This is a genomic window from Solimicrobium silvestre, from assembly GCF_002976435.1.
Classification (GTDB): domain Bacteria; phylum Pseudomonadota; class Gammaproteobacteria; order Burkholderiales; family Burkholderiaceae_D; genus Solimicrobium; species Solimicrobium silvestre.
Map to the genome: position 1 here is coordinate 31,369 of NZ_PUGF01000011.1, position 25,701 is coordinate 57,069.

Below are 25,701 nucleotides of genomic sequence, written 5' to 3' on the forward strand. Positions count from 1 at the left end.
TGGTGCAAACGAAGAGGAAATATTCGAATCCTTGCAGGTAGGATTTTCACTAACGGAAAAGGGGGAGGCTGCTGATTTCTTCGGCATCGCTGACCGACGAGAAGCTCGACAAACGGCGCGGATGATGGCGAAAGATGACCTGAATTTGGCGGATGTATTTGAAAGACGCCAGGGCACAATGACTGACGCCGAAAAATTCGAAGGCAAGTTACGTGAGTTGGCGGAACTGCCTAGCATCAACGCACAAAATGGTCATGGAATCTCTCTTCAAAAAATCATTGAAGAAGGCGGTTGCCTTTATATAGTTGGTTCAATGCGGAATGATATAGTCAAAACGGTCCAACGTATTTTGTTGATCCGATTGATTCAGATCGCCGAGCGTAGAGACAGAATCTCCGGGGCCCCAAGACCGGTCTGCATTATTTTGGATGAGGTTAAATACCATCTATCACGCCCCGCCCTAGAAGCGTTAGGAACTGCCCGTGATAAAGGCGTACATATGGTACTAGCGCATCAGTCGATTGGTGATCTGCGGGACTGCACTAAAGATTTGAATCCTGACGCTGTTGTCGATGCCATTGTAGAGAACTGTCGCGTAAAAATCTGTTATAGAGTTCAAAACCCTGAAACTGCGCAATGGTTGTCTGATATGACCGGCAATATTTTGGTCGATGACGAGACACGATACATTGAACGTAATCTTGGGCAGGCTGACATCGTAAGAGGCGAACGTAGCATTCGCCAAGCCGAACGGAACTTGGTGGACGTAAACATGTTTCTTAATTTGCCCAAAGGGTCCGCTGTTGTTCTGGGTGATGGTTCAACAAAGTTTGTGTCAGTTAGGCCAATAAAAACTCAGAAAGATGCCTCCTCAATTAGATTTCGAGAAGTGCAGGGAACTAAATTGCATTGCGCAGAAGCTAAAATCGATCTATGAAAAATAGCTATTGACGAGATGCACAAATGGATACAACTATGGGCTCGTTCGAGGCGTACTTCATTGATGCAGTTCGCGCACTGGAATACGAGCCCTATAACAATCGAAGCGCGTAAATTTCTGTTTTATTTCCCTCTCTCAAATAGTCCCGCTTATCCAAAATTGTTAGATTGGCGACCATGTAACTTGAGCCATCCAAGTCCTGTGTAAGCTGATCAAAAACCTTCCTCGGAGTTTCAAGATAAGTTCCCAAAGCTGGGCCTATATCTTTAGGAAAGACGGGGTACCAACTATCAGCCCAATATTTCCATTTGGCGCAGCACTTGTCGTCTGAAATATAACTAAGCGAATCATTTTCGCTAATAATTGTACGAGAACCGTTTCCAATCGAAAACTCAGGCTGAAAAAGTCCTCTTAGTAGAAAATCAATTTCAAATCGGCCTAGGTAATTGGGAAATGCGTTTGTTGCCAATGGATATACGCTGATTTCATCAGATTTGATCGCCCCACTTGCTGATAAATACAAACGTTTGGGGTCGTCGAAGTATTCATTTTCGACAAACACGGTGTAAATTGATAAATCACAATTTACGCCAGAAATCTCCCGTGACACCGGTCCATTTGCACAAAGGATAACCATATCTGTAGAAGACAATCTGTATAACATATCATCTAAATCTTCCTTCGAAGGTAATGCTTCATTTTTTTCGAAAGTGTCGAATTTAGGCCAATTCTTAGGCTTTGAGGCCGGAAGAAGCTTGCCAAGCAAATTGCTGAACGGGAGTAAATTCGCGGCATACAGAGCAATCTGTTCGGTTGAAAGTTCATACGCATCCGACGCAAACGCTAGTGTTCTGAGACTGGCCGAAGTTAATAGTGTTTCTGCATTTGTTGAAAAACTACAGGCAATTGGATCTTGGCGATAGAAGTAATCGCCAGAAAAATCGTATGGGCTAAAAAACAAAAATGGCTGCCTGGCCGAAATCAAATTCCATTCGGCGGTCAGATGCTTTTCGAGCGGATAATTTAGCTTTCGTCCAAGTCCATTAATTGTAGAAAAATAGACTGGTGCAATTCCGTCTCGTGATCGCGTGATTAGACTTGAATCCGAGTAATCGGCAGCCGTAAGTGCAGAAAAATATTTGCTCGTGCTTTCATTTTGGCTCTTGTATCCAAGTTCTCGCAAAATTTGACGAGAAAGAATAGATGGAAATTTTATCGCAGTCGATAGTTCCTCCCCGGAAAATAGGTTCTGATCCGTTAGCGTCAATATAGATAAAAGATCAGAAATATCAGTTTCATACTTTTGAGCCGATAAATGTTCCAAATATAGAGGTCTGAAATCCATATCATTATTCAATAGCTCCGCGATCTGCATTGATGTCCTCCGGCGAACGTAGCGATCCGGCCATTTGTAGTAGAGCAGCAGAAGTCTCGCACTGATTTGCTCTATTGGGACGGGTACTTTTTGCCAATGAAGAGGAGATATTGGAAGATGACTGATCTCATCTTCCAAGCTCGAAACCATGATCTCCGTAATTTGACATGCCAAGTCTGATTGTTCTGCTTCGAGTAAATAGGAAATTAACTGACAAGAAGGTACGATGATCCATCCATTTTCCCTTACTCCAATTTGCTCGCCAACGGTAGTGTCTGTCAGCAGCGTTTGCCATTCCGCAGAGTAAATTCGCCCATATTTGTTAAGACTTTCTTCAGCAAGTCTTCCCGACCATCGAGCCCAATGGTTGTTTGCCCGAATATCTCTGACTGCCCATTTGTAAGCTTTTCTTGCGCCCTGTAGTTTATGGCTTAGAGAAAAAATCCTTCCTAGTGCTCGGCGCATTAAATATGGAAATTCCGTGTGACGGTCCCAGAAACGCTCAAATGCCGAAACTAATTCAACGCCGCAGCCAGCATCGTTCCAGTATGAAATCCATGAGTTTATGAACTCATCTGCATCATAGACTTTAAGCTCGTCTTTGAGCTCAATATAAAGTTCATTTAAATTATCTGGTTGAAATTTTGAGTATTCAATTTCAATTGGTTTTCGTTCAGTTGGCGTAGACGATTCATCTCTGGGGGCCATCGGTTCGCCACCAAAATACATTTTTTGCTCTTCAAGCAGTCGAGTAAAGCGAGTATCGGTTTCTGAACGTTTTGCAATAGCTTCGATACATTCATGTGATGCCAGACATTTTAGAAAAAAGGTATCGGCCACAGAATTAAGATCAGATTGCACTACAAAGTTTTCAAGTATATTGGGCAATATCCCCCAATTTTGCTGCTTCATATGATATTCAAATTCATCGACAATTCGTTCGGGAACATGTTTTGCAAGCAGTTTCACGTACCAACCGGGTATATGTCGTATTTCCCTCTCGCTAAAATCAAATACGTCGTCCACAAAAGGCGCGACACGTCTTAACCAATCTGCAATATTTCCTACACCATGACCCGAACAAAATTGAATAGCATCAAACAGTTCGCTGAATGTAGTATCTTTCCGCCAGCCATATCCAAGAGTGTGTCTTGCGGCCAGGACAAGACATTCACGACCGATTGCCTCGCGTTTCAATGCGAGGGCCAGGCGCGCCAACTCCAGGCTGTTGTTTGCAAGCGTCGACGTGTTGCTGCGTTCAACCCTCAGTGTTTTAATACAGCTTGCAATGATTTGGTCGGACATGGTGGCCGGTATTATGTTTGGAGTCCAGGCGGAGACAAATTTAAGCCAACTCTGCGGATTCCACCATGGATTGATAGATAGATTTTCTAGCGAACTTGAATTGATTGGTTCAATCCGGGATTCGCCAAGCAGTATGTGAAGGTGTACGAATATTCTGCCGAGGGCGTGTTCAAAGGCAAACTCGGTCGTTTTTAGTTCATGATCATAGCTCCGAGTTCTAGGAATTTCAGATTGCAACGCAATTTTGTAAATTTCAAATGAATCTAATCTTATTCCTGCTTTAAGGTCGGACGCAATTTGGAATGCCGCGTACTCCAGAACTTTCACTGAACTAGAAAAAAATTCATCTGCATTATTTATCTGATTTCCGGTGGATAAAATTACAGTACTTATTTTTTGCAATTGTTGCGCGAGTAATGCGAAAAATATGTCGTGGAATGTTTCATCTCCGACGGATTTAGCCGAACTAGGAATGACAGGCAACGGGGGGGGGATTTGGCGGACCGTCAGGTTCTATAAGCGCAAGGACAATATTTCCAAACACGCTTGACGCTATTGAGGAACGCTCCGGCCTTTCGATAATAGATACGTTTTCGATTTTGCACGCAAGGACAAAATAATTCCAAAACAAATCAACAACTTCACTTGGCAACTTTGAAACAGAGAAGTCCAATATAACGTGCCAATTTCCTGTCTCAATGAGGCGATCGAATACGCGCGGATAAAGTGGTATTTTTTCGGTTATGCGACCTAGAAAAGCTAATATTTCGTCAGCGCTAGGATTTTTGCGATCGCATAGTACGTCAATCGCTGCATTGATTAGCAGGTCGATTTTTTGATTTTCGGATCCACCACCTATTTTTGCGTAGAACTCCAGTCTACGGATGATTTCTTTAAAACAGTCAATACAAACGGCATCATCGACTTCTCTAAACAGGGAGCTTATGACGGATATCTCTTTATCATCTAGGGTTCTCAGATTGTCCGCACCCCACAACATCCCATATTTTTCTTCGTTCCAGCTTAGCGCGCAATTCATAAATTGCGGATATTCTTGAATTTGGAATTCGGGCCCATTAATAAGTCGAATTTTTAACAGCCGCAAACGTACCAATTCAGGATAATTTTTGTTCTCCGACGAAATCTGTTCCGCCACGGAAAAAATGTGTTCAATATGTTGTAGCGGGTATCCGTTGCAAAATGAATCCACTAACCATTCGCGATTGATACCCGTTGTCAGGAATTCTGTATTGCCAAGATGTGCCTCTACTATCCATTTCCAACCCCATTGCCAATATTTCGGGGCATCTTTTTCCAACCATGTTTTGGCTTTTCGAAGCAATTCAGTATATAGATCTTTGAAACCCTGTTGCTCTCTCAAGAAAACCATAATACTGCTGTGGAATGGAAATACTCCTGAACGACGTTTTTCAACTAAATGCTGAATTTTGGAATAGCTTTCTAAAAATTCCAGGCTATTTTCAAAGCATGACCCAATGCTTTTTTTGTCTGGCCATGGGAAATCGACACAGGCAATCAGCAATAGAATGGTTCTGGCGGCCTCGGATAAGTTGGACCATAGAGCATCGTAATAAAGGCGAATATCGCCTGCTGGGCATGGTGGTAGTTTCCCTATTTCATATTTATTAATGGTTTTACCAAGAAGAGTTAGACTCTGTAAAGAGTAAGTCATATGCAATGGATATCCGCCAGATGCCATAAGCAGAGCTTCTGAAGCTTCAACAAGCCCTCCAGACTTATCCCCGCCGTAGTTGTTCAAAGCGATTCGATTACTATCGGATAGGGCCTCTAGCCAGCATTTTATGGAACTCAAGTCCATGGCAGGAAGATTAAGCCAGCGATCGTTTTTGGGTATTTCAGCAATCAGGCGGGACGGTAAATCTGTGTCCCGAATCGGTTGCGTTCCAAAAATCAAACACAGCCTGTCCTTAAATGGTAACAGTCGATTTATGAGGTGTTCAAGCTGACTGATTTCCTTTCTCTCTCGTGAAACATGATCCAACCCGTCAATTATTAATACAAGGTTTATACCGATTGAATGTGAGTAGTCTGCCGCCGTTCGTAACCAGTCTTCCAGTTTGTTGCCATCAAGTTCTCGCGCGAAAAAAAGTTTTGGGTAGTGCAACTGCAGTTGGTGTTGGAGTGATCTTGCAACGTTGAAGTAGTTCGTTCTATCAACGAAATCTTGTGTGGAAATGGAATAGTGATGCCGAATTACTGGAATTTTCTGAATCGTTAGCTGAGTAGTTAAATAGGATAGGTAGGTGCTTTTTCCCATTCCAGGCAATCCTGAGATTACCCAGCCTCCTGTCAACTTAGTCCGTTGAAGCATCCCGGCGTGAAATTGTCCGGTCGGAGGAGAATATCCTGGAGGAACTTCAAAAAATTGGGGAAGTGACTCTCTGATACCTGAATTCAAAATTTCATAAATATGGCTTAACGTGATTTGTCCATCCGGCGAAGGCTCGTTTTTATGAGTTGCCCAGCATTCAACTGCTTCTAATAATCTATACCAACCCTCTGGCGTAGCATGATCTGGAACGATTTGGTTGTACAGATGGTTGTGGAGATCACGTATTTCCTGTTGGCTGTGATCGAACGTGAATTCCAAAAAGAAACTCTTCGCATTTTCGTAACTGCCAATTTGCTCGATGATTTTTTCCAACCATTCGGCTGGGATTTTGTCAATGTTGATCTTTCCATATTCAAGGCACTTTTCAAATTCGTCGCCAGGAATTCTGTTTGTCTTTAGAGCAGCAAACGCGATGCGTCCTGCGTCACTGTATTTCTTTACGTCACGTGACCATTTCTGCAGCAACGAGGTACCAGCAGGCCGATGATTCAGCAACCAATCAAAATCAAGCTTTAGATCATTCCGCTCCGAATCAATTGTGAACTTCACTTGAAGGAGCGTATATTTCCCGTTTTTATCAAGAGCGACGACATCATCAATGGCCCATAAACCATCCTCGGTACTCGCTCCCTCAATAGAGACCCAATGGTATTTTTCAGGATTGTGAAACCACTCAATCAGTAGTTTTAAACATACGTAATCTTGGTAAGTGTACCCAACTCGGGTTAACTGCGTGGGTTTGATAGTGGGGGTCATAATTCAATTTCACGCCTAAATGTTTAACTTCGGTTGCCAACATGGTCAGCGGCTAGGCTTACTGCCGAGCATAAGATATGAAATATTATTCATCAGAGAATTTATCAATGAGCTATGTTGCCCTATTTATGTGGGTTTAAGATCGCAAGGAAATTGGCTTGCTTTTTCGAATTCAACTTGATTTGCTGTATCAAGCTCGGTTTTGTGTTGATACCACGCCCGATTCAAGTGGGAATAAATATGTCCCAGGTCAACACGAAGAGCCGATTCGTCATATTCTGGATCGTTGTTTATATCTGAAATCAAATTGCTCAAGTGTTCTTTGGCGTCTTCCAGTTCATACATGAACATTGCCCATTGAACTGGAGTGGTTTCTTTTGTAATCATTTTAAAAGTTAGCTTTAGTTTAAATTCAGGTTTTAGAAATTGGACATTCGATTTAAGGTACGCCGAGGCGCAAAATGCGAATCGATGCCCCAACTAGTCACGATCTTTTGTAATATGCCATGCTATGCATTTGGCCAACTTTGTGGGAATGCCTTTGCTATCCCCATTTATTAAATGATCGTAGACGGATTGTTCCTCATTCGCAGCATATGCACCTGCCAAGCTATCCAGATATTTCCCTTTGAGTGGTGAATCATGGTAGATCAGGAATACCTCATCTGAAACCTGTGTATTTACATAAACGACGCTCCAGTCTTTGTATGCAAAGTACTGGAGAATCTGAACCGATGCAACGTCCGGTATTTGAGCTTTTAATTGTTTAGTGATTGTCTCAGCGAAAAACCGTTTGTTCTGTAAGTTAATGCTCCGATTGATGCCGTCACAGGGGCTGGCAATTGCGGAAGCGGTAGCAAGCGTGCTGAGAAAAATGCCAGTTATCTTTTGAAGAATCATGTTTTTCATGTTGTTGATTTCGTTTTGTCGGTTCAAATCTGAATTCGGTTATTTGCTAAAGAGAGTAACTCAATACAAATGTTCAACATCAACAATAAACGGCAACGCTTCCAACTTTAAATGTTCAATTCTCGAAATGGAATCTATCCATTTGCCAAGCTTGTCATCGATTAGAATTTCTCGAATGACGCTTTTAAACGCTGAACTATTCATATTCGAAATAAATGGTTTAAGCGGGATCGATCCATCATAGATCCCGGTGAAATTTCCCTTTAAGCACCACGACCAATTCCAACCGATGCTTGGCACATGTTCATGAAGATCGAATGGTTGCTTTAGCTCGTCCTTTAGAATGTCAGCGCTTCCAACTAGCCAAATTAGAATTTGCGCTCTCCAATGTGGATCATCAATTTCAAGGATTGAGGTTGTCCATTCATGAATCTCCGAAGTTTCCAAGTATTTTAAGCACAAAAACAAAGTTGAAGATAAGTCGCCGCTTGCGTTCCACCATCCCCATCCTTTGCACATGTCATACGGTTTCTGGATTAGCATTCGCTCCAACGCAATTTCATTGCCTTTCCACTTTGACTTGCTCATTAGGACCTGTCCTAATGTTTGCAGTACGTCTTCCCGGTATCCTGGATACGGCCTAGCAGAGATTCCTTCTGGATGCTGGGTCATTAGCGCTGTAATCAATAACTCGTGTAGGCTTGTGTCATTGAGATTGGCTGCTACTGGAATCAAATTCGGCAAGAGATATTCAAACCAATTTTCCCATTCAGCCATTGGTCCAAAACTCGATGTGCCAGATGCTATATCTTCCAATGGCCTTTCTATTTCAAAGACACTCATCGATCCTAATGGTTTGTTGATCAATGCATCATGCATTTCGCGCTCATCGCCCATAAACCAAGATTCACCCATAGGCTCTTTAGGTTTTTTGACACTTGATAACATTCGTTTCAAAGAGTCTTGGTTTACGCCGACGCCCGGCGTCCATTTAAAGTTGAGTGGCATATTTCAAATTAGGTCTATTTTCCGTTATTAATTTGCGTTTTGAATTTCTGTCAGAAAACTTCGAATTTCGTTCGCGGCTACTATTGGGTTTGCCTGAAGTAAAAAATGTGGGCCTTCAATGTCGGCAATGCGAACTTTCGAATTTCGTCTTGTTAAATCAATCGAAATTCGATTTGGGACAAACCAATCGTGTGTCGCTCTAAGATACAAAATTGGAACGGTGACCTTTTCGAATTCGTCTGAGACATTTACTGACATAACTGCTGATATTCTTGATCTGATGATATTTACAGGTATTGATTGGATTGCGTTCTGGATTGATTTGCAAAGAGTGAGGTTCGAAAATTTTCCCAATACTGCGCTAATCATTATTTTTGTTGACGCCAACTTAATTGGAACAATAGGCAGGAATGGTTCAAATGGGTTCATTTCCGACCTCGGATTGGAAATAAATGAACAGCAAAGTATCAGTCCCTTAAGCTTAGGATTATTTTCTGCCGCCAATCTAACTGAAATTGGACCAGCAAATGATTCACCGAGAAGCACGTAGTCATTTTCAAATGGAAGATCCATCCTGACAAAGTCTGTTAACTTTGCATATCCGGCCAAGGTTGCCGGATAGCGAATAACTTGAACGTCGACTTGCTCACGAAGTTCCTTTAGCAATGGGTCAAATAATTCTCCTGTTCCATCCATGCCAGGAAGTAGCACCAATGTAAGCATAAATAGTGTTCGCAATCTGTAATGAATTCGTGTCGAGTCAAACCTATAAATAATTTAAATTACCGCTTAACTAATATCCAAGGCAACTTTGCCGTCCCTGCTCCATGTAAATTGCCTTTGATGAGAGTTGTTCCGTATAGCGGCTTCTTTCAGGAACTGGAGTACGCGTGTAAACAAATGCTCTGCGATCTTTCCCTGATACCATCGGTATGTGATTATCCCAACACCATTCCAGTACTTCCTGTGACTGAGTAACTGCTATCTCAGTCGCTGGATTGTCGATCAGAATATCCGCACTCCATGTATTGTCCCCGGAGCAGGTTCTGCTACACGCTGCGATTCTATTCATTGGGACCACGATTTTCTTATTGCTAATTGAACTTGGAAAGGTCGGATCTAGTTCCATTGCGTCCGCAGATAATCGAATGTCCATGGTTCCTTTATATTTGGAATACTTCCTATCTGGGCTAGTGAAGCCGACCGACGTAGGCGAGATGGCCTTAGTTTGAAGATAATTGGTCGATTTAAAGGCTGTTTCAAGATCACCGTATGGGTCCTGTTTAGCACCGATGAAATGGATCGCAAGAACAAATGATGCAATTCCAATTCCAACGACAGCTCCGGCGGGAATATTTGCAAGACGAAATGATCTGGATTGAACATGATCCGATGCATTTAGGTTGAAATTTGCATTTGATTGATCCTGATTTTGAGAGGAAGATTCGCGCCAGATTATTGCTGCGGTGTTTGCGATTTGGGAATAGCGAATCGCCTGAATCAAATAAATAACCGAAAGTATCAGTAACGCCATAAATCCAAAGCTTAGATCAACATGATCGGATAAATTAAAAAATGCAAATACTATGAATGCCAATGTAGTCCAATTTAAGCGGCCGGTTACGACCACATATCCCGATTCGGTATCCAGTCTTAGTACGCCGTGCATTATCGGCGTATATGTCATCATGCTTTTGAAAACTCGTTCACGAAACGCAAATTGAATCGGGTCAATCTCTTTTAATAAAAAATCGGGCCATATAGAACTCGGAATCCGTACCTCTATTTGTGCAATGGACGGAATAGGGGTTTCACGTTGATCGCACTTAATTTTTCTACGAAATACAACTATTCCATGCTGGAAATAGAAGGGCACAAGCATAAAGTTCAGTGCTAAATCGGTGAGTACAACGCAAATCAGAAGAAGAGTAGTTGGTGTCATGTATGTCTATTTTTGAATTTCAATTGCGTTAAATGATAGGTCGCGCCTCGCTTGAGTACGAGTTTTGGGCCGACACGGCTCTTTATGTACAAAACAGTAAGTTAGAAATTGAAAAATAGCAACTAAATCGCCTGATAATAGCGATAGGTACGTCGGGTTACCACTGTTTAAATATGGGGAATTTTTGCCACAGCCTTGCCACAATGAGTTGTGGCAAATGTGTTATTTGGAAGAGCTTACGGTAGCCTCTGGCTACCGTAAGTTATTGTTCTGGCGGAGAAACGGGGATTCGAACCCCGGGTAGGCTATGAACCTACACACGCTTTCCAGGCGTGCGACTTAAACCACTCATCCATCTCTCCTATCTCGCTACAGGCACCAAATTCTGTACCACTCGCGAAGCCAGCGATTATAGCAAAAAAACTTCGGTTGTTCACGATTTATTTCATTATGTTTTATGTCTCTAGCGCTGCTGGTTAAAGTTTTGGCGCAATTTGCCGATATATAGGAACGACGTAATGGAGAATTATCATGGACTTAGCTGCAGTTGCGAATGGGACATCAAACAATATTTCGGATGCTGGGGTTAGTCAGACTGTGGCACTTGATGTCCTAAAACAAGCGCTTAATATAGATCAGGAAAGTGCTACGGCATTAATTCAAGCAATCCCTCAAAGCCCGACAGTGCCGAATTTGCCTGCAAATTTGGGTAATCATGTCAACACGACGGCTTGACGGTGGATTGGAATCTTTAGTCCTCTATTGTTTAATCGCGTAACAATAAACCCGCACCAAAAAAGCGCAGCGTTGCACTATAACAGCGCTGCTTTGTTTTTATCCGTTAATTTGGACAAGCTGCAAGCTGGCGATTGTCCTGCTGTCTGGTAAGTATTTCCTCCCTCAGTTCTGCGTTTAATCGTATCTGCTCTGGCATGTGTTTTGCTCATGTACTTTAACGTGGCGCAATTATTATGTTATCTGTGCGGGGGGGTGTTTCTATGGCTATTATTCGTCAAGTTAATCAAGGATCAGTGCAATTATTAAGCGGATTGGTAGGCTTATTGCAAGACGTTGTGCATCATGGCGCATCGGTGGGTTTTCTTGCTCCGCTTGAGCAGGCCGAGGCGAATCGATATTGGCAAGGAGTCTTGGCTGATCTGGGTAGGGGTTTGGTGCTTTGGGTGGCTGAGCAAGATGGGATTGTGGTGGGCGCTATCCAGCTGGCGTTGTGCGGGCGCGCGAATGGCATGCATCGGGCCGATGTGCAAAAGTTATTTGTACATTCATTAAGCCGTGGCATAGGTATTTCATCGCAACTTTTGTATGCGTTGGAAGCTTTTGCTAAACAACAACGGCGTTCGTTGCTAGTGCTGGATACCGAGGCCGGTTCGCTGGCTGAAAAAATATATCAACATTGGAATTGGCAACGTGTTGGTGAAATTCCTGGTTATGCTGCTAGCCCTGACGGGAAGCTTATTTCAACCTGTTATTACTATAAGCAAGTGGCATTGGAGGATGATTAATGTACCTGTTTTTGAGTTGCTAGATTTGAAAATAATGCTTAGGCGTGTTGAATTGAAAAAACCGACTTTATTTAGCGCGATGTGTTGCGCTACTTCAGTCGGTTTTTCTAATGATTTAATTAAGCAGTGTTACTCGCGCACTTCTAAAGCCCGGTTTAAGCTCAGCGCAGCCAATGTGCAAACAGCGCCTGATAATAAATACAGGCTGACATAAGCTAGACCAAAATGCGCTGCCAGCCCAAGTGCTACTAAAGGTGCAAAGCCAGCACCCACTAACCACGAAATGTCGGAAGTTAATGCCGCACCGGTGTAGCGATATTTCAATGCAAAGTTAGCGGTTACTGCGCCGGCTGCCTGTCCGTAGGACAAACCAAGTAAGCCGAAGCCCAGCAAAATAAAGGCGTTTTGTTGAAATTCGCTGCCATCCATCAGCGTTGGGACAAAGCCACTTAATATCGCAATCAGCATTGCAAACGCGGCCAATGTGGTACGTCTTCCGAAGCGGTCAGAAATAATGCCGGACGCAACGATGCCGATTACCATGAAGCCTGCGCCGATGACTTGAACTTCCAGCACGTCGCTAATTGAGCGTGTCGAATATAAAGAAATCCAAGACAAAGGAAATACCGTAACCAAGTGGAATAATGCGTAGCTTGCGAGCGCAGCGAGTGCGCCGATCAGAATATTGCGACGTTGTGAGCGGCCCATTTCAATGACATTGGCTGGTTCTAGCTCGCGCTGTTCTAGCAAACGCGTGAATGCATCGGAAGAGACTAACTGGATGCGGGCAAAAACCGCGACTACGTTAATCGCAAACGCGACATAAAAAGGATAGCGCCAGCCCCATTCTAAAAAGTCTTGATTGGATAAGGTGGAGACTAAATAGGCAAATAAACTACCCGCCAACATAAACCCGACCGGCGCACCTAGTTGTCCCAGCATCGCGTACCAGCCGCGGCGGTGCGCTGGTGCATTTAAGGCTAGCAATGACGGTAATCCATCCCAAGAGCCGCCGATTGCAATACCCTGCCCGATGCGGAACAGGGCGAGCAACACAATAGCGTGGGCGCCGAGATCGGCGTAAGTGGGAAGAAATGCGATGCCGGCGGTTGATATGCCGAGTAAAAACAGGGCGATGGTGAGCTTGGCGACGCGACCAAAGCGTTGCTGGATCGCCATAAAAATGATGGTACCGAAAGGTCGTGCGATAAAGGCGAATGAAAAAATCACAAACGCATATAGCGCGCCTTCCAGTTTTGCTTCAAAGGGGAAGAAAACCGAGGGGAAAACTAAGACAGAGGCGAGGGCGTAGACAAAAAAATCAAAGTATTCAGAGGCACGACCAATAATAACGCCGATGGCGATCTCGCTTGGGGTGATGTCTGAATGGGCTTCGTGCTGCGATTTGTTATTAATTGCTGCGTTATTGCTGATAATTCCGGACATTTGTCATCTCCCATATTTTTTTAATCAATGGTTGCGTTGGCCCTTTCTTATCCAGCTAGCAAGGGTAGGACAATATGTCCAATCGCCAGCGCACCTTCGTCGTTGTACATTAGCACGTTTTGAATTGTTGGGATGGATTTTCCTGCATGAAACTCTTAAATGCTCGTCGCGGATTGTTGCTAGCCGCTGCCCTGTTATCTGGATGTAATACTGTTGTATTAAATCCTTCAGGTGACATGGCTGCACAACAAGGCCATTTGCTCATCGTAGCAACGCTATTAATGCTGTTAATTATCGTTCCGGTAATTGCATTAACTATTTTCTACGCATGGCATTATCGTAAAAATAATACTGCCGCCAAATATGAACCCGATTGGGATCACTCAACCAGGCTTGAGTTGATTATTTGGGGTGCGCCATTGCTGATCATTATCGCGCTCGGCACGATAACCTGGATTGGAACCCACACGCTCGATCCTTACCGAAAATTGTCGCGTCTGGATGCGCAGCGCCCAATTCCGGCTAACACTGAAACACTCACAGTAGAAGTGGTGGCTCTGGATTGGAAGTGGTTATTTATTTATCCGCAATTAGGTATTGCCACGGTTAATGAAATAGCTGCACCGGTGGATGTGCCAATCGAATTCAAAATTACGGCTTCTTCCATCATGAATTCGTTCTTTATTCCAGCTCTGGCCGGGCAGATTTATGCGATGCCGGGTATGCAAACGAGGCTGAATGCTGTGATTAATCAGCCAGGCGAATTTGACGGATTTTCAGCCAACTATAGCGGCGCTGGCTTTTCCGATATGAAGTTCAAATTTCATGGCATGACACACGCGGATTTTGATCTGTGGGTGCAAAAAATTAAGGCTGGTACTGAGACAGCTGGTGTGAAGGTCGATAGTAAATTAGATCGCAGCGTTTATGCGCAACTTGAACAGCCGAGCACACGCGATCCGATACGTCATTTTTCCTCTGTTGATGCAGATTTGTACCACGGTATTTTGAATCGTTGCCTTGCCGAAGGTTCGATTTGCATGGATGAAATGATGACAATGCATCACAAAATGAGCAGCACCAAAGGCCCTGATGCCATGAAGTTAGCACTGCTTCGTAAGAACGGTTTTGTTAATGAGATTTGCACTACCGCACCAATTGCTTCGGAAGGTAATAATGTTAGATCAAACTAATTGGCTGAAGCTGATCTTCGGTCGGCTCACATGGGATGCGATTCCCTTTCATGAACCCATTCTGGTTGTAACCTTTGCGATGATTGCGCTTGGTGGCTTGGCTGTTTTGGCTGCGATGACGTATTTCCGTTTATGGACACCATTATGGCGCGACTGGATTACCAGTATTGACCATAAACGGATCGGTATTATGTATATCGTCTTGGGTATCGTCATGCTGTTCCGCGGTTTTGCCGATGCATTGATGATGCGACTGCAACAGGCGCTTGCTTTTGGTGATGCGGCGGGTTACTTGCCACCGCACCACTACGATCAAATCTTTACTGCGCACGGCGTTATTATGATTTTCTTCGTCGCCATGCCATTAGTTACTGGCTTGATGAACTATGTCGTACCACTGCAAATTGGTGCACGCGATGTGGCATTCCCCTTCTTGAATAACTTCAGCTTCTGGATGACGACGTTCGGTAGCATGTTAGTCATGGTTTCCATGTTCGTTGGTGAGTTTGCCCGCACTGGCTGGCTCGCTTATCCGCCGTTGTCAGGCATATTAGCTAGTCCGGATGTGGGGGTTGATTACTATATCTGGTCATTGCAAATTGCCGGGGTCGGGACGTTGTTGTCAGGGGTTAACTTAATCGCGACCATCGTTAAAATGCGCGCACCTGGCATGACATTAATGAAAATGCCGGTATTCGTTTGGACTTCTTTGTGTACCAACGTGTTAATCGTGGCTGCTTTCCCAGTGTTGACTGCCGTGTTAGCAATGTTGTCGTTAGACCGTATGGTTGGAACTAACTTCTTCACTAACGACATGGGCGGCAACGCCATGATGTACGTGAACTTGATCTGGATCTGGGGGCACCCTGAAGTTTATATTCTGATTCTGCCGGCCTTTGGTGTGTTCTCCGAAGTGGTTCCTACTTTCTGTAGCAAAAAGCTGTTTGGTTACACTTCCATGGTTTACGCCAGCGTGGTGATTACTATTTTGTCTTACCTGGTTTGGTTGCATCACTTCTTTACCATGGGCTCCGGCGCTAGCGTGAACTCGTTCTTTGGTATCACCACCATGATTATTTCGATTCCAACCGGCGCAAAAATATTCAACTGGTTATTTACCATGTATCGCGGCCGGATTCGTTTTGAATTACCGATGATGTGGACAATTTCTTTCATGATTACCTTCGTCATTGGCGGTATGACTGGCGTATTGTTGGCAGTTCCACCAGCTGACTTTATGGTGCATAACAGCCTGTTCCTGATCGCGCATTTCCATAACGTGATTATCGGTGGCGTTGTGTTCGGTATGTTTGCCGGTATTAACTACTGGTTCCCGAAAGCGTTCGGCTACAAGCTCGATACGTACTGGGGTAAATGGTCATTCTGGTTGTGGACGATTGGTTTCTACGTTGCCTTTATGCCGTTGTATGTACTCGGTTTAATGGGTGTGACACGTCGTTTGAGTCACTTTGATGATCCGTCATTCCAGATATGGTTCCAGATCGCCGCAGTCGGCGCCGTAATGATCTTGTTCGGTATTCTGTGTTTTGTTGTGCAATTAGTGGTCAGTTATATCCGTCGTGAATCACTGCGTGATGTGACAGGTGACCCGTGGGGCGGCCGCAGCCTTGAATGGTCTACTTCGTCACCACCACCATCGTACAACTTTGCATTCACGCCTTTTGTGCATGCAAAAGATGCGTGGCACGATATGAAAAGCGCAGATTATGTGCGCCCATTAACTGGCTTCACATCCATTCATATGCCGAAAAATACTGCTGCCGGTTTTATTATTGCTGGACTCAGTGCAGTGGTTGGTTTTGGTTTGATCTGGCAAATGTGGCTGGTGGCGGGCTTCGGCTTTGCTGCGATGCTGGCAGCTATCATCATCCATACCTTTAATTACAAACGCGATTACTACATCTCGGCCGACGAAGTTATTCGTGTCGAAGGTGAACGCACTCAACTATTGAATAGCCATGTCTGAGATAACTCCTTCATTTGCTGGCGCGAGTTCTGGCGCCAACCCAAGTTCGCGCTTCTATGTGCTAGAGCATCATCCTGAAAACGGTACGCTGCTCGGCTTCTGGCTCTATTTAATGAGCGATTGCCTGGTGTTTGCCTGCCTGTTTGCAACCTATGCGGTATTAGGCCGCAACTATGCGGGCGGCCCAACCGGCGCGGAATTATTTGATTTGCCGCTTGTGGCATTAAATACGGCGTTCTTGTTAGTGTCGTCTATTACTTACGGTTTTGCGATGCTGGAAATGCAGCGTAAAAAAATGCGTACTACTTTAATCTGGTTGGCCATTACCGGAATTCTCGGTGCTTGCTTCCTCAGCTTGGAATTATATGAATTCGTGCACTTAATTCATGAAGGTGCCGGACCACAGCGCAGCGGATTTTTGACTTCATTTTTCGCCTTGGTAGCAACCCACGGTTTGCACGTTACTTTCGGTATTATCTGGTTAATTACCTTGATGTTTCAGGTTGGACGTCATGGTTTTACGACAGAAAATAACCGTCGTTTGATGTGCTTGTCCATGTTCTGGCACTTTTTGGATGTCGTCTGGATTGGCGTCTTTACCTTTGTCTACCTGATGGGAGTATTGCCATGAGCGCACACAGCCACGACCAACATCATCAGCATCACGATAGCCACGAACTTCACGCCGACCACGGCAGCCTTAAAAGCTATGCAACCGGCTTTATTTTGGCGGTGATATTAACCGCTATTCCATTCTGGTTAGTGATGGGTAACGTATTTGAAAAATCAAGCACAACCGGGTTCGTCATTTTGGGTTTTGCCGCAGTACAAATTGTGGTTCATATGATTTATTTCCTTCATATGAATACCAAATCCGAAGGCGGTTGGTCTATGCTGGCGCTGATTTTTACTGGTATTTTGGTGATTATTATGATGAGTGGTTCGCTGTGGGTGATGTACCACCTTAACCATAATATGATGCCGGGCATGATGACAGAAACAAGAACTGAAACTGTGCCGGAGTCGATTGCAAAGCCGGCGGGGTTACCAATCACCTTGCCAACCGCATTACCAACTGCAGCGCCAACCCCGGCAGAGCCGGCTAGTACCGCGCAGTAGTGCCATGACATTGCAAAAAAACGGCACGCCAGGAGCAGCTACTTTGCCTGAACCTGGCGTGACCGGGCAAGACGATATTACGCGCTCACGCTCTATGCTACGGATAGTTTCCGTAACCGTGTGCGCAACACTCATTTTTGCCTGTTTTACATCGCTGGGAATCTGGCAAATCCAACGTCTATTTTGGAAGCGCGCTTTAATTGAGCGAGTTGAACAACGGGTGCACGCGCCAGCTGTTGCTGCACCAACTCCAGATAACTGGTCTGAAATTAAAGCAACAAAAGATGAATACCGGCATGTGAGTTTGAGTGGTATTTTTCTGCATAAATTCACTACACCGGTTAAAGCTGTAACCGGTTTGGGTGATGGCTTTTGGCTATTAACGCCACTACTCTGCGCTGATGGCAGCGTCGTCATTATCAATCGTGGCTTTATTCCGACCAAGGAATTTAACTCGACAGCCACAAACTCCCTTCCCAATTCTGATCCACTTCTGGTATCCGGTTTATTGCGTATGAACGAACCTGGCGGTGCATTTTTGCGCCACAACAATCCGGCTGAAAATCGCTGGTTTTCCCGCGATGTTGTGGCGATCGCGGCCGTACATCATTTATCGCCAGTTGCACCTTATTTTGTTGATGAAGGTGCGCTAGCTGGTCATGCTCAGCAATCAAGCCCTGCTGCATATCCAATCGGCGGCTTAACGATGATTTCCTTTAGTAATAATCACTTGGTTTATACTCTTACCTGGTTTGCGCTGGCATGTATGGTTGCTGGCGCTGGCTTTTGGGTCGTGTGCGGAGAATTGCGCCTGCGGTAGGCTGCCCCAAAGTCATCTCAACTTCTACAACCCGAATGATTGAACGTGACCAACAGAGTGAAAATAAACCGGCTGATTGATATTTTTGCAAGCGCAGAAAAGCGCTGGAAAATTGCCATCAACTACGTCAACAATGTTGGTCACAACAACATGTTGCGGCTGATTCAATTGCGCTGGCTAGCGGTGATTGGGCAAATCAGCACCATCATCATCGCCAAATTCGTCCTGCATATCCACCTCCCAACACCGGACATGTTGACAATCATTGCCTGCCTGATTGCCTTTAATATCGGCAGCACACTACGTTGGCAAGAATCGGTTACGGTGACGAATGGTGAGTTATTTTTTGCGCTATTCGTGGACGTAATTATGTTGACGGGGCAGCTGTATCTGAGCGGCGGAACTAATAACCCCTTTATATTTTTATATTTATTGCAGGTGATTATTAGCGCCATGTTGCTGGAGTCATGGTCAACCTGGTTCATCATCGCAATTACCAGTGTGTGCATAGCCGGTTTGTCGGAGTTTTACGTTCCCGTCGAATTCCCGTACGGGGATGAGGGTATATACAATTTGTACGTGCAGGGTTTGATCATTTGTTTTGTACTGGATGCCGCCTTACTGACATTTTTCATTAATCGCATTAGCGCGAATCTGCGCGCAGGTGAAGCACAGCTAGCCGATCTTCGGCAACGGGCCGCCGAGGAAGATCATATTGTGAGGATGGGTTTGTTGGCATCTGGCGCGGCGCATGAACTCGGGACTCCATTAGCGACACTTTCGGTGATTTTGGGTGATTGGCAGCACATGCCGCAATTTACTTCGAACGAGGAATTGCGGCAAGAAATCGACGTGATGCAAGCGCAGTTGTTTCGCTGTAAAAATATCATTAGTGACATTCTTCTTTCAACCGGCGAAGTGCGCGGCGATTCTTCTGCAAAGACGACACTTAACACCTTTCTAAATACTCTGGCTGAAGAATGGGGCAATACACGGCCAGCTAATTCGTTTGTATTTGAAAATCATATTGGTGAAGATATTCCCGTGGTCTTTGATTCGTCCTTGAAGCAAATGATTTATAACGTGCTCGATAACGCTGCAGAAGCTTCGCCTGCTTGGGTGAAACTGCAAGCGAGCTATGAAGTGGATATCTTGACGTTGGTGGTAACCGATATCGGCCCCGGTTTTTTACCGGAGATGTTGACGCAATTCGGCAAGCCTTATCAGTCCAGCAAAGATCGTCCTGGCCGAGGATTAGGTTTGTTCTTTGCTGTGAATGTGGCGCGAAAATTAGGCGGCAAGGTGGATGTGAGTAATTATAAAAATAAAGATGGAAACGTGGGTGGCGCTTCTGTGCAGATGACTTTACCGCTTTCTGCAATCCATCTGAAAACTAGTGTGAATGAAGGAAATAAGCAATATGACGTCTAATCGCTTATTGCTGATTATTGAAGATGACGCGGCATTCTCGCGCACTTTGGCTCGCTCATTTGAGCGACGTGGCTACACAGTTATTTGCGCGGCTAATTTAGAACAGGCCAAGGCTTTGCTGCAAGAACATACACCCAACTACGCGGTGGTTGACTTGCAGTTGCATGGACATACTTCGGGTTTATCCTGCGTTCAAATGTTGCATAACCATGATGCAGCGATGCTAATCGTGGTGCTGACCGGCTTTGCCAGTATCGGCACTGCGGTTGAAGCCATTAAGCTGGGTGCTTGTCAGTATTTGGCTAAACCGTCCAATACCGATGACATTGAAGCGGCCTTCGGACATGTGGCTGGCAGCGCCGAAATTGAACTGACAAATCGGGTCAGCTCAATTAAAACGCTGGAGTGGGAGCGGATTCACGAAGTACTTACCGAAACTAACTTCAATATTTCTGAAGCGGCGCGCCGTTTGGGAATGCATCGTCGCACCTTGGCACGTAAACTGGAAAAACAGCGGGTTAAATAAGTTGGCGTGAGCTGTAGATCTAGCGAGTGAAATTCATGATTTAAGGTTGGTCGGGTCGAGTAAGTCGGCCATGTGCCATATGTTATACTGCGTGCCCGAATGTGAGCATATTTCCGCGTAAAAACCTCTTGGAAAGCGCTTTTCAATACAAACTTCCATTATTCAATCAGCTGCTCATGCCATCTCAGTCCGTTGTGTACCATCCATCTGTCGTTATTTTAGAATACCAAGGCGTGCGTTCGCTTTGCTTTGAGCGGGATGGCGATGGTGTTATGGCATTGCAAGGCGCAATGCGGATGGCGATGCCGGATCAAATTGAGCTGGAATATGTACAGCAAATGATGATGTGGATGCTATTCAACGATGCTCCAAAACATATCGTGCAGCTTGGATTGGGCTCGGCCGCGTTGACTAAATTTTGTTATCGGCGTTTTCCTGCGGCGCAGATTAGTGCCGTTGAGCTGAACCCTAAAGTGATTGCTGCTTGCCATGAGCATTTTAAATTGCCACCGAATGATGCGCGTTTAAATGTAATGGCAATGAACGCGCTGGAGTTTGTTTTGAATCCAGCTAATCACGCCAGCCGGGATATTTTGCAGGTCGATTTATATGACGCCCAAGCGCTAGAGCCGGCACTGGGAAGTGTGGAGTTTTATCAGTCCTGCGCTAATTGCCTGTCTGAAAACGGCATGATAACGGTGAATTTATTTTGTGATGGCGATACAGAAAACAGTGCCTACGCAGACAATTTGCAAGCGATTCAAGCGGCCTTTGATGCAGTAGTCTGGTTGCCCGAAGTGCATGATGCCAACGTGGTAGCACTAGCCTTTAAGCGCGCTCCGGCAATTGATTTTTCAGTGCTCTATGAACGTGCGGTAGATATTCGATCTAACATGAAACTACCTGCACCAGTTTGGGTGAATGGCTTGAAAGAATGGATGGGTGCGGAGGAGTAACTGGAAGTTGCTTGCGTCATTGCGACTAGAATCAATCGCAATGACGCCATATAGAATTAGTTAGTGATCGCGTGACGATAAGTTACCATTGTCAACCCGCACCAAATCACCACTACGCCAGCGCTGTGTGCTCAATATGAAACGCTGTTTAGTGCCATCTTCCATACGCACGATAACTTCATAAGTCGTGGTTGTATGGGTATTTTTTTCAACCGCATTGCCAGCCAAACCGCCGCCAATAGCGCCCGCAACAGTTGCCAAAGTACGGCCGTTACCGCCACCAACTTGATGTCCAAGTACGCCACCTAGCAATGCGCCAACTCCAGCACCTATGCCGCTAGCGGGGGCTTGTTGTTGAATGGTGCGAGTTGTTTCCACCACGCCACAATTAGGGCAAGGCGGTGGTGCTGGCGGTGCGATCGGTTCAGGGTTTGCATTAGCCTGACTGACTTGATTGTCGGCGTATATTGGAGCATTGGAACCGGATGTATAGGTAGGTTTTGCTGTTGGTTTTTTAGCCGCAGTTTTAGTTGTTGATGCAGGTGTTTCTGCAGCCGTTGAAGCACTGGCGGAATCCGTTACAGGAGCAGAAGTTGCAGTTTCAGCAGCCGCAGTTGTAGTAGCTTCCGGCGTTGCACTTTTGCTGAAGTTAGGAAGTACCCCCGTCATTGCAGCAACCCCGGTTAAGCTGACCAAAATTACAGCCGCCGCCGCAGCGATTGCTAGTGGGTGAAGTTTTGAGGCTTTGTTATCGACGTCCATGCTGCATCCTAATAAAAATGATGATTAAAGTATCGGCATTATCGCCGTAAAACGAAATTGGAATAATGTTTCAGCTGTAAGATAGTGTAATTAGAATGAACTTAAATGCTGTTCCAATAATATTTTGCTTATAAATCACCCGATGAGCCTTATTCAACACTCTTTTTTGTAGAGTTTCAATCAATGACAACACTCTTCCCAACTGCACATTTCATCAAGGAAATAGGTCGCGGCGTCAAAGGCGCGCGTAGCCTGTCGCAAGCGGATGCAGGTGAATTATTTAATGCTATGTTGCATGGGCAAGTCAGTGATTTGGAGCTTGGTGCAATTTTATTGGCGATGCGGATTAAGGGTGAATCCGTTGCCGAAATTGCCGGTTTTTTAGAGTCGGCAGAAAAATCTTTTCAACTGCTTCAGGCGCCAAATTCTGCAGATTGTGAATACGCGCCGATTGTTATTCCCAGTTATAACGGAGCACGCCGCGTGGCGAATTTAACGCCATTACTAGCCATGTTATTGGCACGCGCTGGCGCACCCGTATTGGTGCATGGCGTGCAAAAAGACGCTGGACGAGTAACTAGTGCGGAAATTTTTCAGGAGCTGGGCATAGCAGCAAGTTCCAGTCTTGAGCAAGCAGAGCAGCAATTAAATCAACCCCAGCCTGTATTCATGCCGATTGAAATTTTAGCGCCACGCTTAGCCCAGATGCTGGCATTGCGACGTATTTTAGGTGTGCGAAATTCAACACATACGCTGGTTAAGATCATGCAGCCATTTGTGCAGCCGGCATTGCGCTTAACGTCGTATACGCACCCTGAATATCTGAGTATGTTGAGCGACTATTTTGCCAATGCCGCTGATCCAGCTCGCGGCGATGTGTTTTTAATGCGTGGCACAGAAGGTGAAACGGTCGCGAATACGAAAAAAGTGCAACAAATTGCATGGTTTCATGCGGGACAAAAAAACACCTTAATCGAAGCAGAGCATGGCACGGATTTGGCGTTGACGGTTCCTGTTGACGCAACAGTAACAGCGCTCTGGATAAAAGAGGTATTGGCAGGAAGAGAGTCGGTGCCGGAAAACATTGCTGAGCAAGTCCGGCATTGCTTAAGTGTTGCAAAACGCCTGAAGGCCTTAGTTTAAGTAGTAAAATCGCGCAATAATTTTTGAATTAAAGGTAATAGTTAGTGGTTAAGCAAATAGATGTAGTAGTAATTGGCGCTGGTGCAGCCGGTTTAATGTGTGCGGCAGTAGCAGGGCAGCGCGGTCGTCGTGTTGTGCTAATCGACCATGCGAGCGTACTCGCGGAAAAAATTCGCATCTCAGGTGGTGGGCGCTGCAATTTCACTAACTTGTATGCCGGCCCGCAAAATTTCTTATCTGAAAATCCGCATTTCTGTAAAAGTGCCTTGGCGCGTTACACCCCGCAAGATTTTATAAGTTTGATGAAACGCTATGGCATTGCTTACCATGAGAAGCATAAAGGCCAATTGTTTTGCGACGGTTCTGCTGAGCAAATTATTAGTATGTTAAAAGCGGAATGTCTGGCTGGCGGCGTTGAAATGTTGATGCCGTGCAAAGTGCAGCAGTTATCCCATGACGGGGCGCAATTTAAACTCCAAACCGATCACGGCGAAATGCAGGCTGCCAGCGTAGTGATTGCTACTGGCGGTTTATCGATCCCGAAAATCGGCGCAACCGACTTTGCTTACCGCATTGCCAAGCAATTTGATTTGCCAATCATTGCACCTGTTCCGGCTTTAGTGCCGCTGACCTTTGATGCGGAAAGTTGGCAGGCATTTGTGCCGCTGGCTGGAATTGCCCTGGAAGTCGAGATTGAAACCGGGGTTAAAAAGCAGCGCGGTCACTTCCGTGAAGATCTGTTGTTTACGCACCGCGGTTTATCGGGACCAGCAGTGCTGCAAATTTCGAGCTACTGGAAAGAGAATACTGAAATACGTATTAATTTATTGCCGGAAGTTGAACTAGCCGATCAGTTAATCCATGAAAAATCAACCAGCCGTAAAAATCTGGGTAATGTATTAGCGCAATACTTACCAAGCAGATTGGCGGAAGGCTGGTTGCAAGTGGGTGCTTACCAATCCGACCAACGCGTAGCTGATATGCAAGATAAAACCTTACGCGCCTTGGGTGACTCCATTAATAACTGGAAAATTACCCCTAACGGTTCTGAGGGCTATAGAAAAGCCGAAGTAACGCGTGGCGGAATAGATACCCGCGCCTTGGCTCAGCAAACCATGATGGTAAATAAAGTACCCGGCTTATATTTTATTGGCGAAGCTGTTGATGTGACGGGCTGGTTGGGCGGTTATAACTTCCAATGGGCGTGGGCTTCAGGGGTGGCAGCGGGGCAGGCTGCATAGTGCTTGCTTATATTTCTTGCATGCATTGTTATTTGGGTTGTGGGGTTTCTGCACAATATTCATGCAAAGTTCTTCCATTGTTGAAGTTAGTCTGATAGAATCTCGTTCTTCCTATAAATTCTTGGCTTGAGCTTACATGACCACCATTCGCCTTAAAGAAAACGAACCGTTTGAAGTCGCAATGCGTCGCTTCAAGCGCACTATTGAAAAAACAGGTCTTTTGACTGAATTGCGCGCTCGCGAATTTTACGAAAAGCCAACGGCTGAACGTAAACGCAAATTAGCCGCCGCGGTTAAGCGTCATTACAAACGTATTCGTAGTCAGCAATTGCCTAAAAAAATGTACTAAGAGATGTCTGCAATACATGTCGATTTTTCGGCATGGCATCATCAGTATAAATTAGTAGTAAATTGTAGCTAACATGCCCGCTCCGGTTTTTCCGCGGCGGGTTTTGTCATTTATTTTATTGTCGTTCAATTGGAGTAGCTCATGAGTTTAAAAGAACAAATCACCGAAGACATGAAGAATGCAATGCGCGCCAAAGAAACTGCAAAGTTAGGCACGATTCGTTTGATCACTGCCGCAATGAAGCAAAAAGAAGTGGATGAGCGGATTGAATTGAATGACACGATGGTGCTGGCGATTATTGAAAAAATGATCAAACAGCGCAAAGATTCTATTTCCCAGTTTGAAGCCGGTGCGCGTCAAGATTTGGCTGATATTGAAAAAGCCGAATTGGTAATTTTGTCCGCTTATATGCCTGCTGCAATGTCTGATGCTGAAATCGCACTAGAAGTTGCTGCTGCCGTTGCAGAAGTTAATCCAACTGGCCCGCAAGACATGGGTAAAGTGATGGCAATAGTTAAAGCCAAATTGGCTGGTCGTGCTGACATGACTGTGGTTTCTGGTTTGGTCAAAGCGGCGCTAACCAAATAATCCCCTGT

25 protein-coding genes and 1 tRNA gene are annotated in these 25,701 nt (G+C 45.1%); 15 read left to right on the top strand and 11 right to left on the bottom strand.

Translation table 11 applies throughout. From position 1 onward, the window contains the following. The first annotated feature begins 31 nt into the window (after window positions 1–31). Window positions 32–937, top strand: a complete 906-nt coding sequence (locus S2091_RS12275) for a type IV secretory system conjugative DNA transfer family protein (protein ID WP_105532238.1) — start codon at window positions 32–34, stop codon at window positions 935–937. A gap of 94 nt (window positions 938–1,031) precedes the next feature. Here S2091_RS12275 and S2091_RS12280 read toward each other — a convergent pair whose 3' ends face one another. The 8 genes from S2091_RS12280 to S2091_RS12315 all read right to left on the bottom strand — a co-directional run bounded on the left by S2091_RS12280 (window position 1,032) and on the right by S2091_RS12315 (window position 10,971). Continuing rightward, complete coding sequence (locus tag S2091_RS12280) at window positions 1,032–4,022, bottom strand: hypothetical protein (RefSeq protein ID WP_133166903.1); 2,991 nt, start codon at window positions 4,020–4,022, stop codon at window positions 1,032–1,034. A 64-nt stretch (window positions 4,023–4,086) separates the two neighbouring features. Next, window positions 4,087–6,750 (bottom strand): ATP-binding protein, encoded by a 2,664-nt coding sequence (locus S2091_RS12285; protein ID WP_105532240.1) that lies wholly within the window; start codon window positions 6,748–6,750, stop codon window positions 4,087–4,089. Between the two features lie 126 nt (window positions 6,751–6,876). After that, window positions 6,877–7,137, bottom strand: a complete 261-nt coding sequence (locus tag S2091_RS12290) for a hypothetical protein (protein WP_105532241.1) — start codon at window positions 7,135–7,137, stop codon at window positions 6,877–6,879. A 93-nt stretch (window positions 7,138–7,230) separates the two neighbouring features. After that, entirely contained in the window at window positions 7,231–7,659 is a 429-nt protein-coding gene (locus S2091_RS12295) for a hypothetical protein (protein ID WP_133166904.1), read from the bottom strand. A gap of 60 nt (window positions 7,660–7,719) precedes the next feature. Then, window positions 7,720–8,667: a hypothetical protein gene (locus tag S2091_RS12300; RefSeq protein WP_105532243.1), complete on the bottom strand. Its 948-nt coding sequence runs from the start codon at window positions 8,665–8,667 to the stop codon at window positions 7,720–7,722. Between the two features lie 27 nt (window positions 8,668–8,694). Continuing rightward, window positions 8,695–9,390 carry an alpha/beta fold hydrolase gene (locus S2091_RS12305; RefSeq protein ID WP_105532244.1) on the bottom strand — a complete coding sequence of 232 codons (696 nt, stop codon included), beginning with the start codon at window positions 9,388–9,390 and terminating at the stop codon, window positions 8,695–8,697. Window positions 9,391–9,460: 70 nt separating this feature from the next. Beyond that, complete coding sequence (locus S2091_RS12310) at window positions 9,461–10,609, bottom strand: hypothetical protein (RefSeq protein ID WP_105532245.1); 1,149 nt, start codon at window positions 10,607–10,609, stop codon at window positions 9,461–9,463. Between the two features lie 271 nt (window positions 10,610–10,880). After that, a tRNA-Ser gene (locus S2091_RS12315) sits at window positions 10,881–10,971 on the bottom strand. A 169-nt stretch (window positions 10,972–11,140) separates the two neighbouring features. On the opposite strand from S2091_RS12315, the gene S2091_RS12320 reads away from it, so the two are divergent. Next, the gene (locus S2091_RS12320) at window positions 11,141–11,344 is read left to right on the top strand and encodes a YjfB family protein (protein WP_105532246.1); all 204 of its coding nucleotides are present in this window, start codon (window positions 11,141–11,143) and stop codon (window positions 11,342–11,344) included. Window positions 11,345–11,421: 77 nt separating this feature from the next. Here S2091_RS12320 and S2091_RS24660 read toward each other — a convergent pair whose 3' ends face one another. Continuing rightward, a complete protein-coding gene (locus S2091_RS24660) occupies window positions 11,422–11,556 on the bottom strand; it encodes a hypothetical protein (RefSeq protein ID WP_279337885.1) in 135 nt (44 codons plus the stop codon). A gap of 51 nt (window positions 11,557–11,607) precedes the next feature. Between S2091_RS24660 and S2091_RS12325 the strand changes: the two genes are divergently transcribed. After that, window positions 11,608–12,132, top strand: a complete 525-nt coding sequence (locus S2091_RS12325; RefSeq protein WP_105532247.1) for a GNAT family N-acetyltransferase — start codon at window positions 11,608–11,610, stop codon at window positions 12,130–12,132. A gap of 129 nt (window positions 12,133–12,261) precedes the next feature. On the opposite strand, the gene S2091_RS12330 is transcribed toward S2091_RS12325, so the two are convergent. Then, complete coding sequence (locus tag S2091_RS12330) at window positions 12,262–13,578, bottom strand: MFS transporter (protein ID WP_105532248.1); 1,317 nt, start codon at window positions 13,576–13,578, stop codon at window positions 12,262–12,264. Window positions 13,579–13,724: 146 nt separating this feature from the next. Here S2091_RS12330 and cyoA point away from each other — a divergent pair, with 146 nt between their 5' ends. From cyoA to S2091_RS12370, 8 genes are all read left to right on the top strand, one after another. After that, on the top strand, window positions 13,725–14,771 hold the full coding sequence (gene cyoA / locus S2091_RS12335) for a ubiquinol oxidase subunit II (RefSeq protein WP_105532249.1): 1,047 nt from the start codon (window positions 13,725–13,727) through the stop codon (window positions 14,769–14,771). Next, window positions 14,755–16,758: a cytochrome o ubiquinol oxidase subunit I gene (gene cyoB / locus S2091_RS12340; RefSeq protein WP_105532250.1), complete on the top strand. Its 2,004-nt coding sequence runs from the start codon at window positions 14,755–14,757 to the stop codon at window positions 16,756–16,758. Before cyoA ends, cyoB begins: the two co-directional genes overlap by 17 nt. After that, the gene (cyoC, locus tag S2091_RS12345) at window positions 16,751–17,389 is read left to right on the top strand and encodes a cytochrome o ubiquinol oxidase subunit III (protein ID WP_105532251.1); all 639 of its coding nucleotides are present in this window, start codon (window positions 16,751–16,753) and stop codon (window positions 17,387–17,389) included. Before cyoB ends, cyoC begins: the two co-directional genes overlap by 8 nt. Then, window positions 17,386–17,877 (top strand): cytochrome o ubiquinol oxidase subunit IV, encoded by a 492-nt coding sequence (cyoD, locus tag S2091_RS12350; protein WP_105532252.1) that lies wholly within the window; start codon window positions 17,386–17,388, stop codon window positions 17,875–17,877. The genes cyoC and cyoD overlap by 4 nt, the downstream gene beginning before the upstream one ends. 4 nt (window positions 17,878–17,881) lie before the next feature. Then, window positions 17,882–18,697 carry an SURF1 family protein gene (locus S2091_RS12355; protein WP_105532253.1) on the top strand — a complete coding sequence of 272 codons (816 nt, stop codon included), beginning with the start codon at window positions 17,882–17,884 and terminating at the stop codon, window positions 18,695–18,697. Between the two features lie 81 nt (window positions 18,698–18,778). Continuing rightward, on the top strand, window positions 18,779–20,128 hold the full coding sequence (locus S2091_RS12360) for an ATP-binding protein (RefSeq protein ID WP_243405411.1): 1,350 nt from the start codon (window positions 18,779–18,781) through the stop codon (window positions 20,126–20,128). Next, on the top strand, window positions 20,118–20,654 hold the full coding sequence (locus S2091_RS12365; RefSeq protein WP_105532254.1) for a response regulator transcription factor: 537 nt from the start codon (window positions 20,118–20,120) through the stop codon (window positions 20,652–20,654). Before S2091_RS12360 ends, S2091_RS12365 begins: the two co-directional genes overlap by 11 nt. A gap of 176 nt (window positions 20,655–20,830) precedes the next feature. Then, window positions 20,831–21,610 (top strand): spermine/spermidine synthase domain-containing protein, encoded by a 780-nt coding sequence (locus S2091_RS12370; protein ID WP_105532340.1) that lies wholly within the window; start codon window positions 20,831–20,833, stop codon window positions 21,608–21,610. A gap of 60 nt (window positions 21,611–21,670) precedes the next feature. On the opposite strand, the gene S2091_RS12375 is transcribed toward S2091_RS12370, so the two are convergent. Beyond that, window positions 21,671–22,372, bottom strand: coding sequence for a glycine zipper 2TM domain-containing protein (locus S2091_RS12375; protein WP_105532255.1), 702 nt, complete (start codon window positions 22,370–22,372; stop codon window positions 21,671–21,673). Between the two features lie 183 nt (window positions 22,373–22,555). Between S2091_RS12375 and ybiB the strand changes: the two genes are divergently transcribed. From ybiB to S2091_RS12395, 4 genes are all read left to right on the top strand, one after another. Beyond that, window positions 22,556–23,515: a DNA-binding protein YbiB gene (ybiB, locus tag S2091_RS12380; protein ID WP_105532256.1), complete on the top strand. Its 960-nt coding sequence runs from the start codon at window positions 22,556–22,558 to the stop codon at window positions 23,513–23,515. 44 nt (window positions 23,516–23,559) lie between these two features. Continuing rightward, complete coding sequence (locus S2091_RS12385) at window positions 23,560–24,756, top strand: BaiN/RdsA family NAD(P)/FAD-dependent oxidoreductase (protein ID WP_105532257.1); 1,197 nt, start codon at window positions 23,560–23,562, stop codon at window positions 24,754–24,756. 136 nt (window positions 24,757–24,892) lie between these two features. Then, the gene (rpsU, locus tag S2091_RS12390) at window positions 24,893–25,105 is read left to right on the top strand and encodes a 30S ribosomal protein S21 (protein WP_005877634.1); all 213 of its coding nucleotides are present in this window, start codon (window positions 24,893–24,895) and stop codon (window positions 25,103–25,105) included. A 141-nt stretch (window positions 25,106–25,246) separates the two neighbouring features. Beyond that, the gene (locus tag S2091_RS12395; RefSeq protein ID WP_105532258.1) at window positions 25,247–25,693 is read left to right on the top strand and encodes a GatB/YqeY domain-containing protein; all 447 of its coding nucleotides are present in this window, start codon (window positions 25,247–25,249) and stop codon (window positions 25,691–25,693) included. Window positions 25,694–25,701: the final 8 nt, after the last annotated feature.

Coding starts and splice junctions, on each gene's coding strand:
- S2091_RS12285 (WP_105532240.1), bottom strand. CDS start 6,750: ATGACCCCCACTATCAAACCCACGCAGTTAACCCGAGTTGGGTACACT.
- S2091_RS12290 (WP_105532241.1), bottom strand. CDS start 7,137: ATGATTACAAAAGAAACCACTCCAGTTCAATGGGCAATGTTCATGTAT.
- S2091_RS12295 (WP_133166904.1), bottom strand. CDS start 7,659: ATGAAAAACATGATTCTTCAAAAGATAACTGGCATTTTTCTCAGCACG.
- S2091_RS12300 (WP_105532243.1), bottom strand. CDS start 8,667: ATGCCACTCAACTTTAAATGGACGCCGGGCGTCGGCGTAAACCAAGAC.
- S2091_RS12305 (WP_105532244.1), bottom strand. CDS start 9,390: ATGCTTACATTGGTGCTACTTCCTGGCATGGATGGAACAGGAGAATTA.
- S2091_RS12310 (WP_105532245.1), bottom strand. CDS start 10,609: ATGACACCAACTACTCTTCTTCTGATTTGCGTTGTACTCACCGATTTA.
- S2091_RS12320 (WP_105532246.1), top strand. CDS start 11,141: ATGGACTTAGCTGCAGTTGCGAATGGGACATCAAACAATATTTCGGAT.
- S2091_RS24660 (WP_279337885.1), bottom strand. CDS start 11,556: ATGAGCAAAACACATGCCAGAGCAGATACGATTAAACGCAGAACTGAG.
- S2091_RS12325 (WP_105532247.1), top strand. CDS start 11,608: ATGGCTATTATTCGTCAAGTTAATCAAGGATCAGTGCAATTATTAAGC.
- S2091_RS12330 (WP_105532248.1), bottom strand. CDS start 13,578: ATGTCCGGAATTATCAGCAATAACGCAGCAATTAATAACAAATCGCAG.
- cyoA (WP_105532249.1), top strand. CDS start 13,725: ATGAAACTCTTAAATGCTCGTCGCGGATTGTTGCTAGCCGCTGCCCTG.
- cyoB (WP_105532250.1), top strand. CDS start 14,755: ATGTTAGATCAAACTAATTGGCTGAAGCTGATCTTCGGTCGGCTCACA.
- cyoC (WP_105532251.1), top strand. CDS start 16,751: ATGTCTGAGATAACTCCTTCATTTGCTGGCGCGAGTTCTGGCGCCAAC.
- cyoD (WP_105532252.1), top strand. CDS start 17,386: ATGAGCGCACACAGCCACGACCAACATCATCAGCATCACGATAGCCAC.
- S2091_RS12355 (WP_105532253.1), top strand. CDS start 17,882: ATGACATTGCAAAAAAACGGCACGCCAGGAGCAGCTACTTTGCCTGAA.
- S2091_RS12365 (WP_105532254.1), top strand. CDS start 20,118: ATGACGTCTAATCGCTTATTGCTGATTATTGAAGATGACGCGGCATTC.
- S2091_RS12370 (WP_105532340.1), top strand. CDS start 20,831: ATGCCATCTCAGTCCGTTGTGTACCATCCATCTGTCGTTATTTTAGAA.
- S2091_RS12375 (WP_105532255.1), bottom strand. CDS start 22,372: ATGGACGTCGATAACAAAGCCTCAAAACTTCACCCACTAGCAATCGCT.
- ybiB (WP_105532256.1), top strand. CDS start 22,556: ATGACAACACTCTTCCCAACTGCACATTTCATCAAGGAAATAGGTCGC.
- rpsU (WP_005877634.1), top strand. CDS start 24,893: ATGACCACCATTCGCCTTAAAGAAAACGAACCGTTTGAAGTCGCAATG.
- S2091_RS12395 (WP_105532258.1), top strand. CDS start 25,247: ATGAGTTTAAAAGAACAAATCACCGAAGACATGAAGAATGCAATGCGC.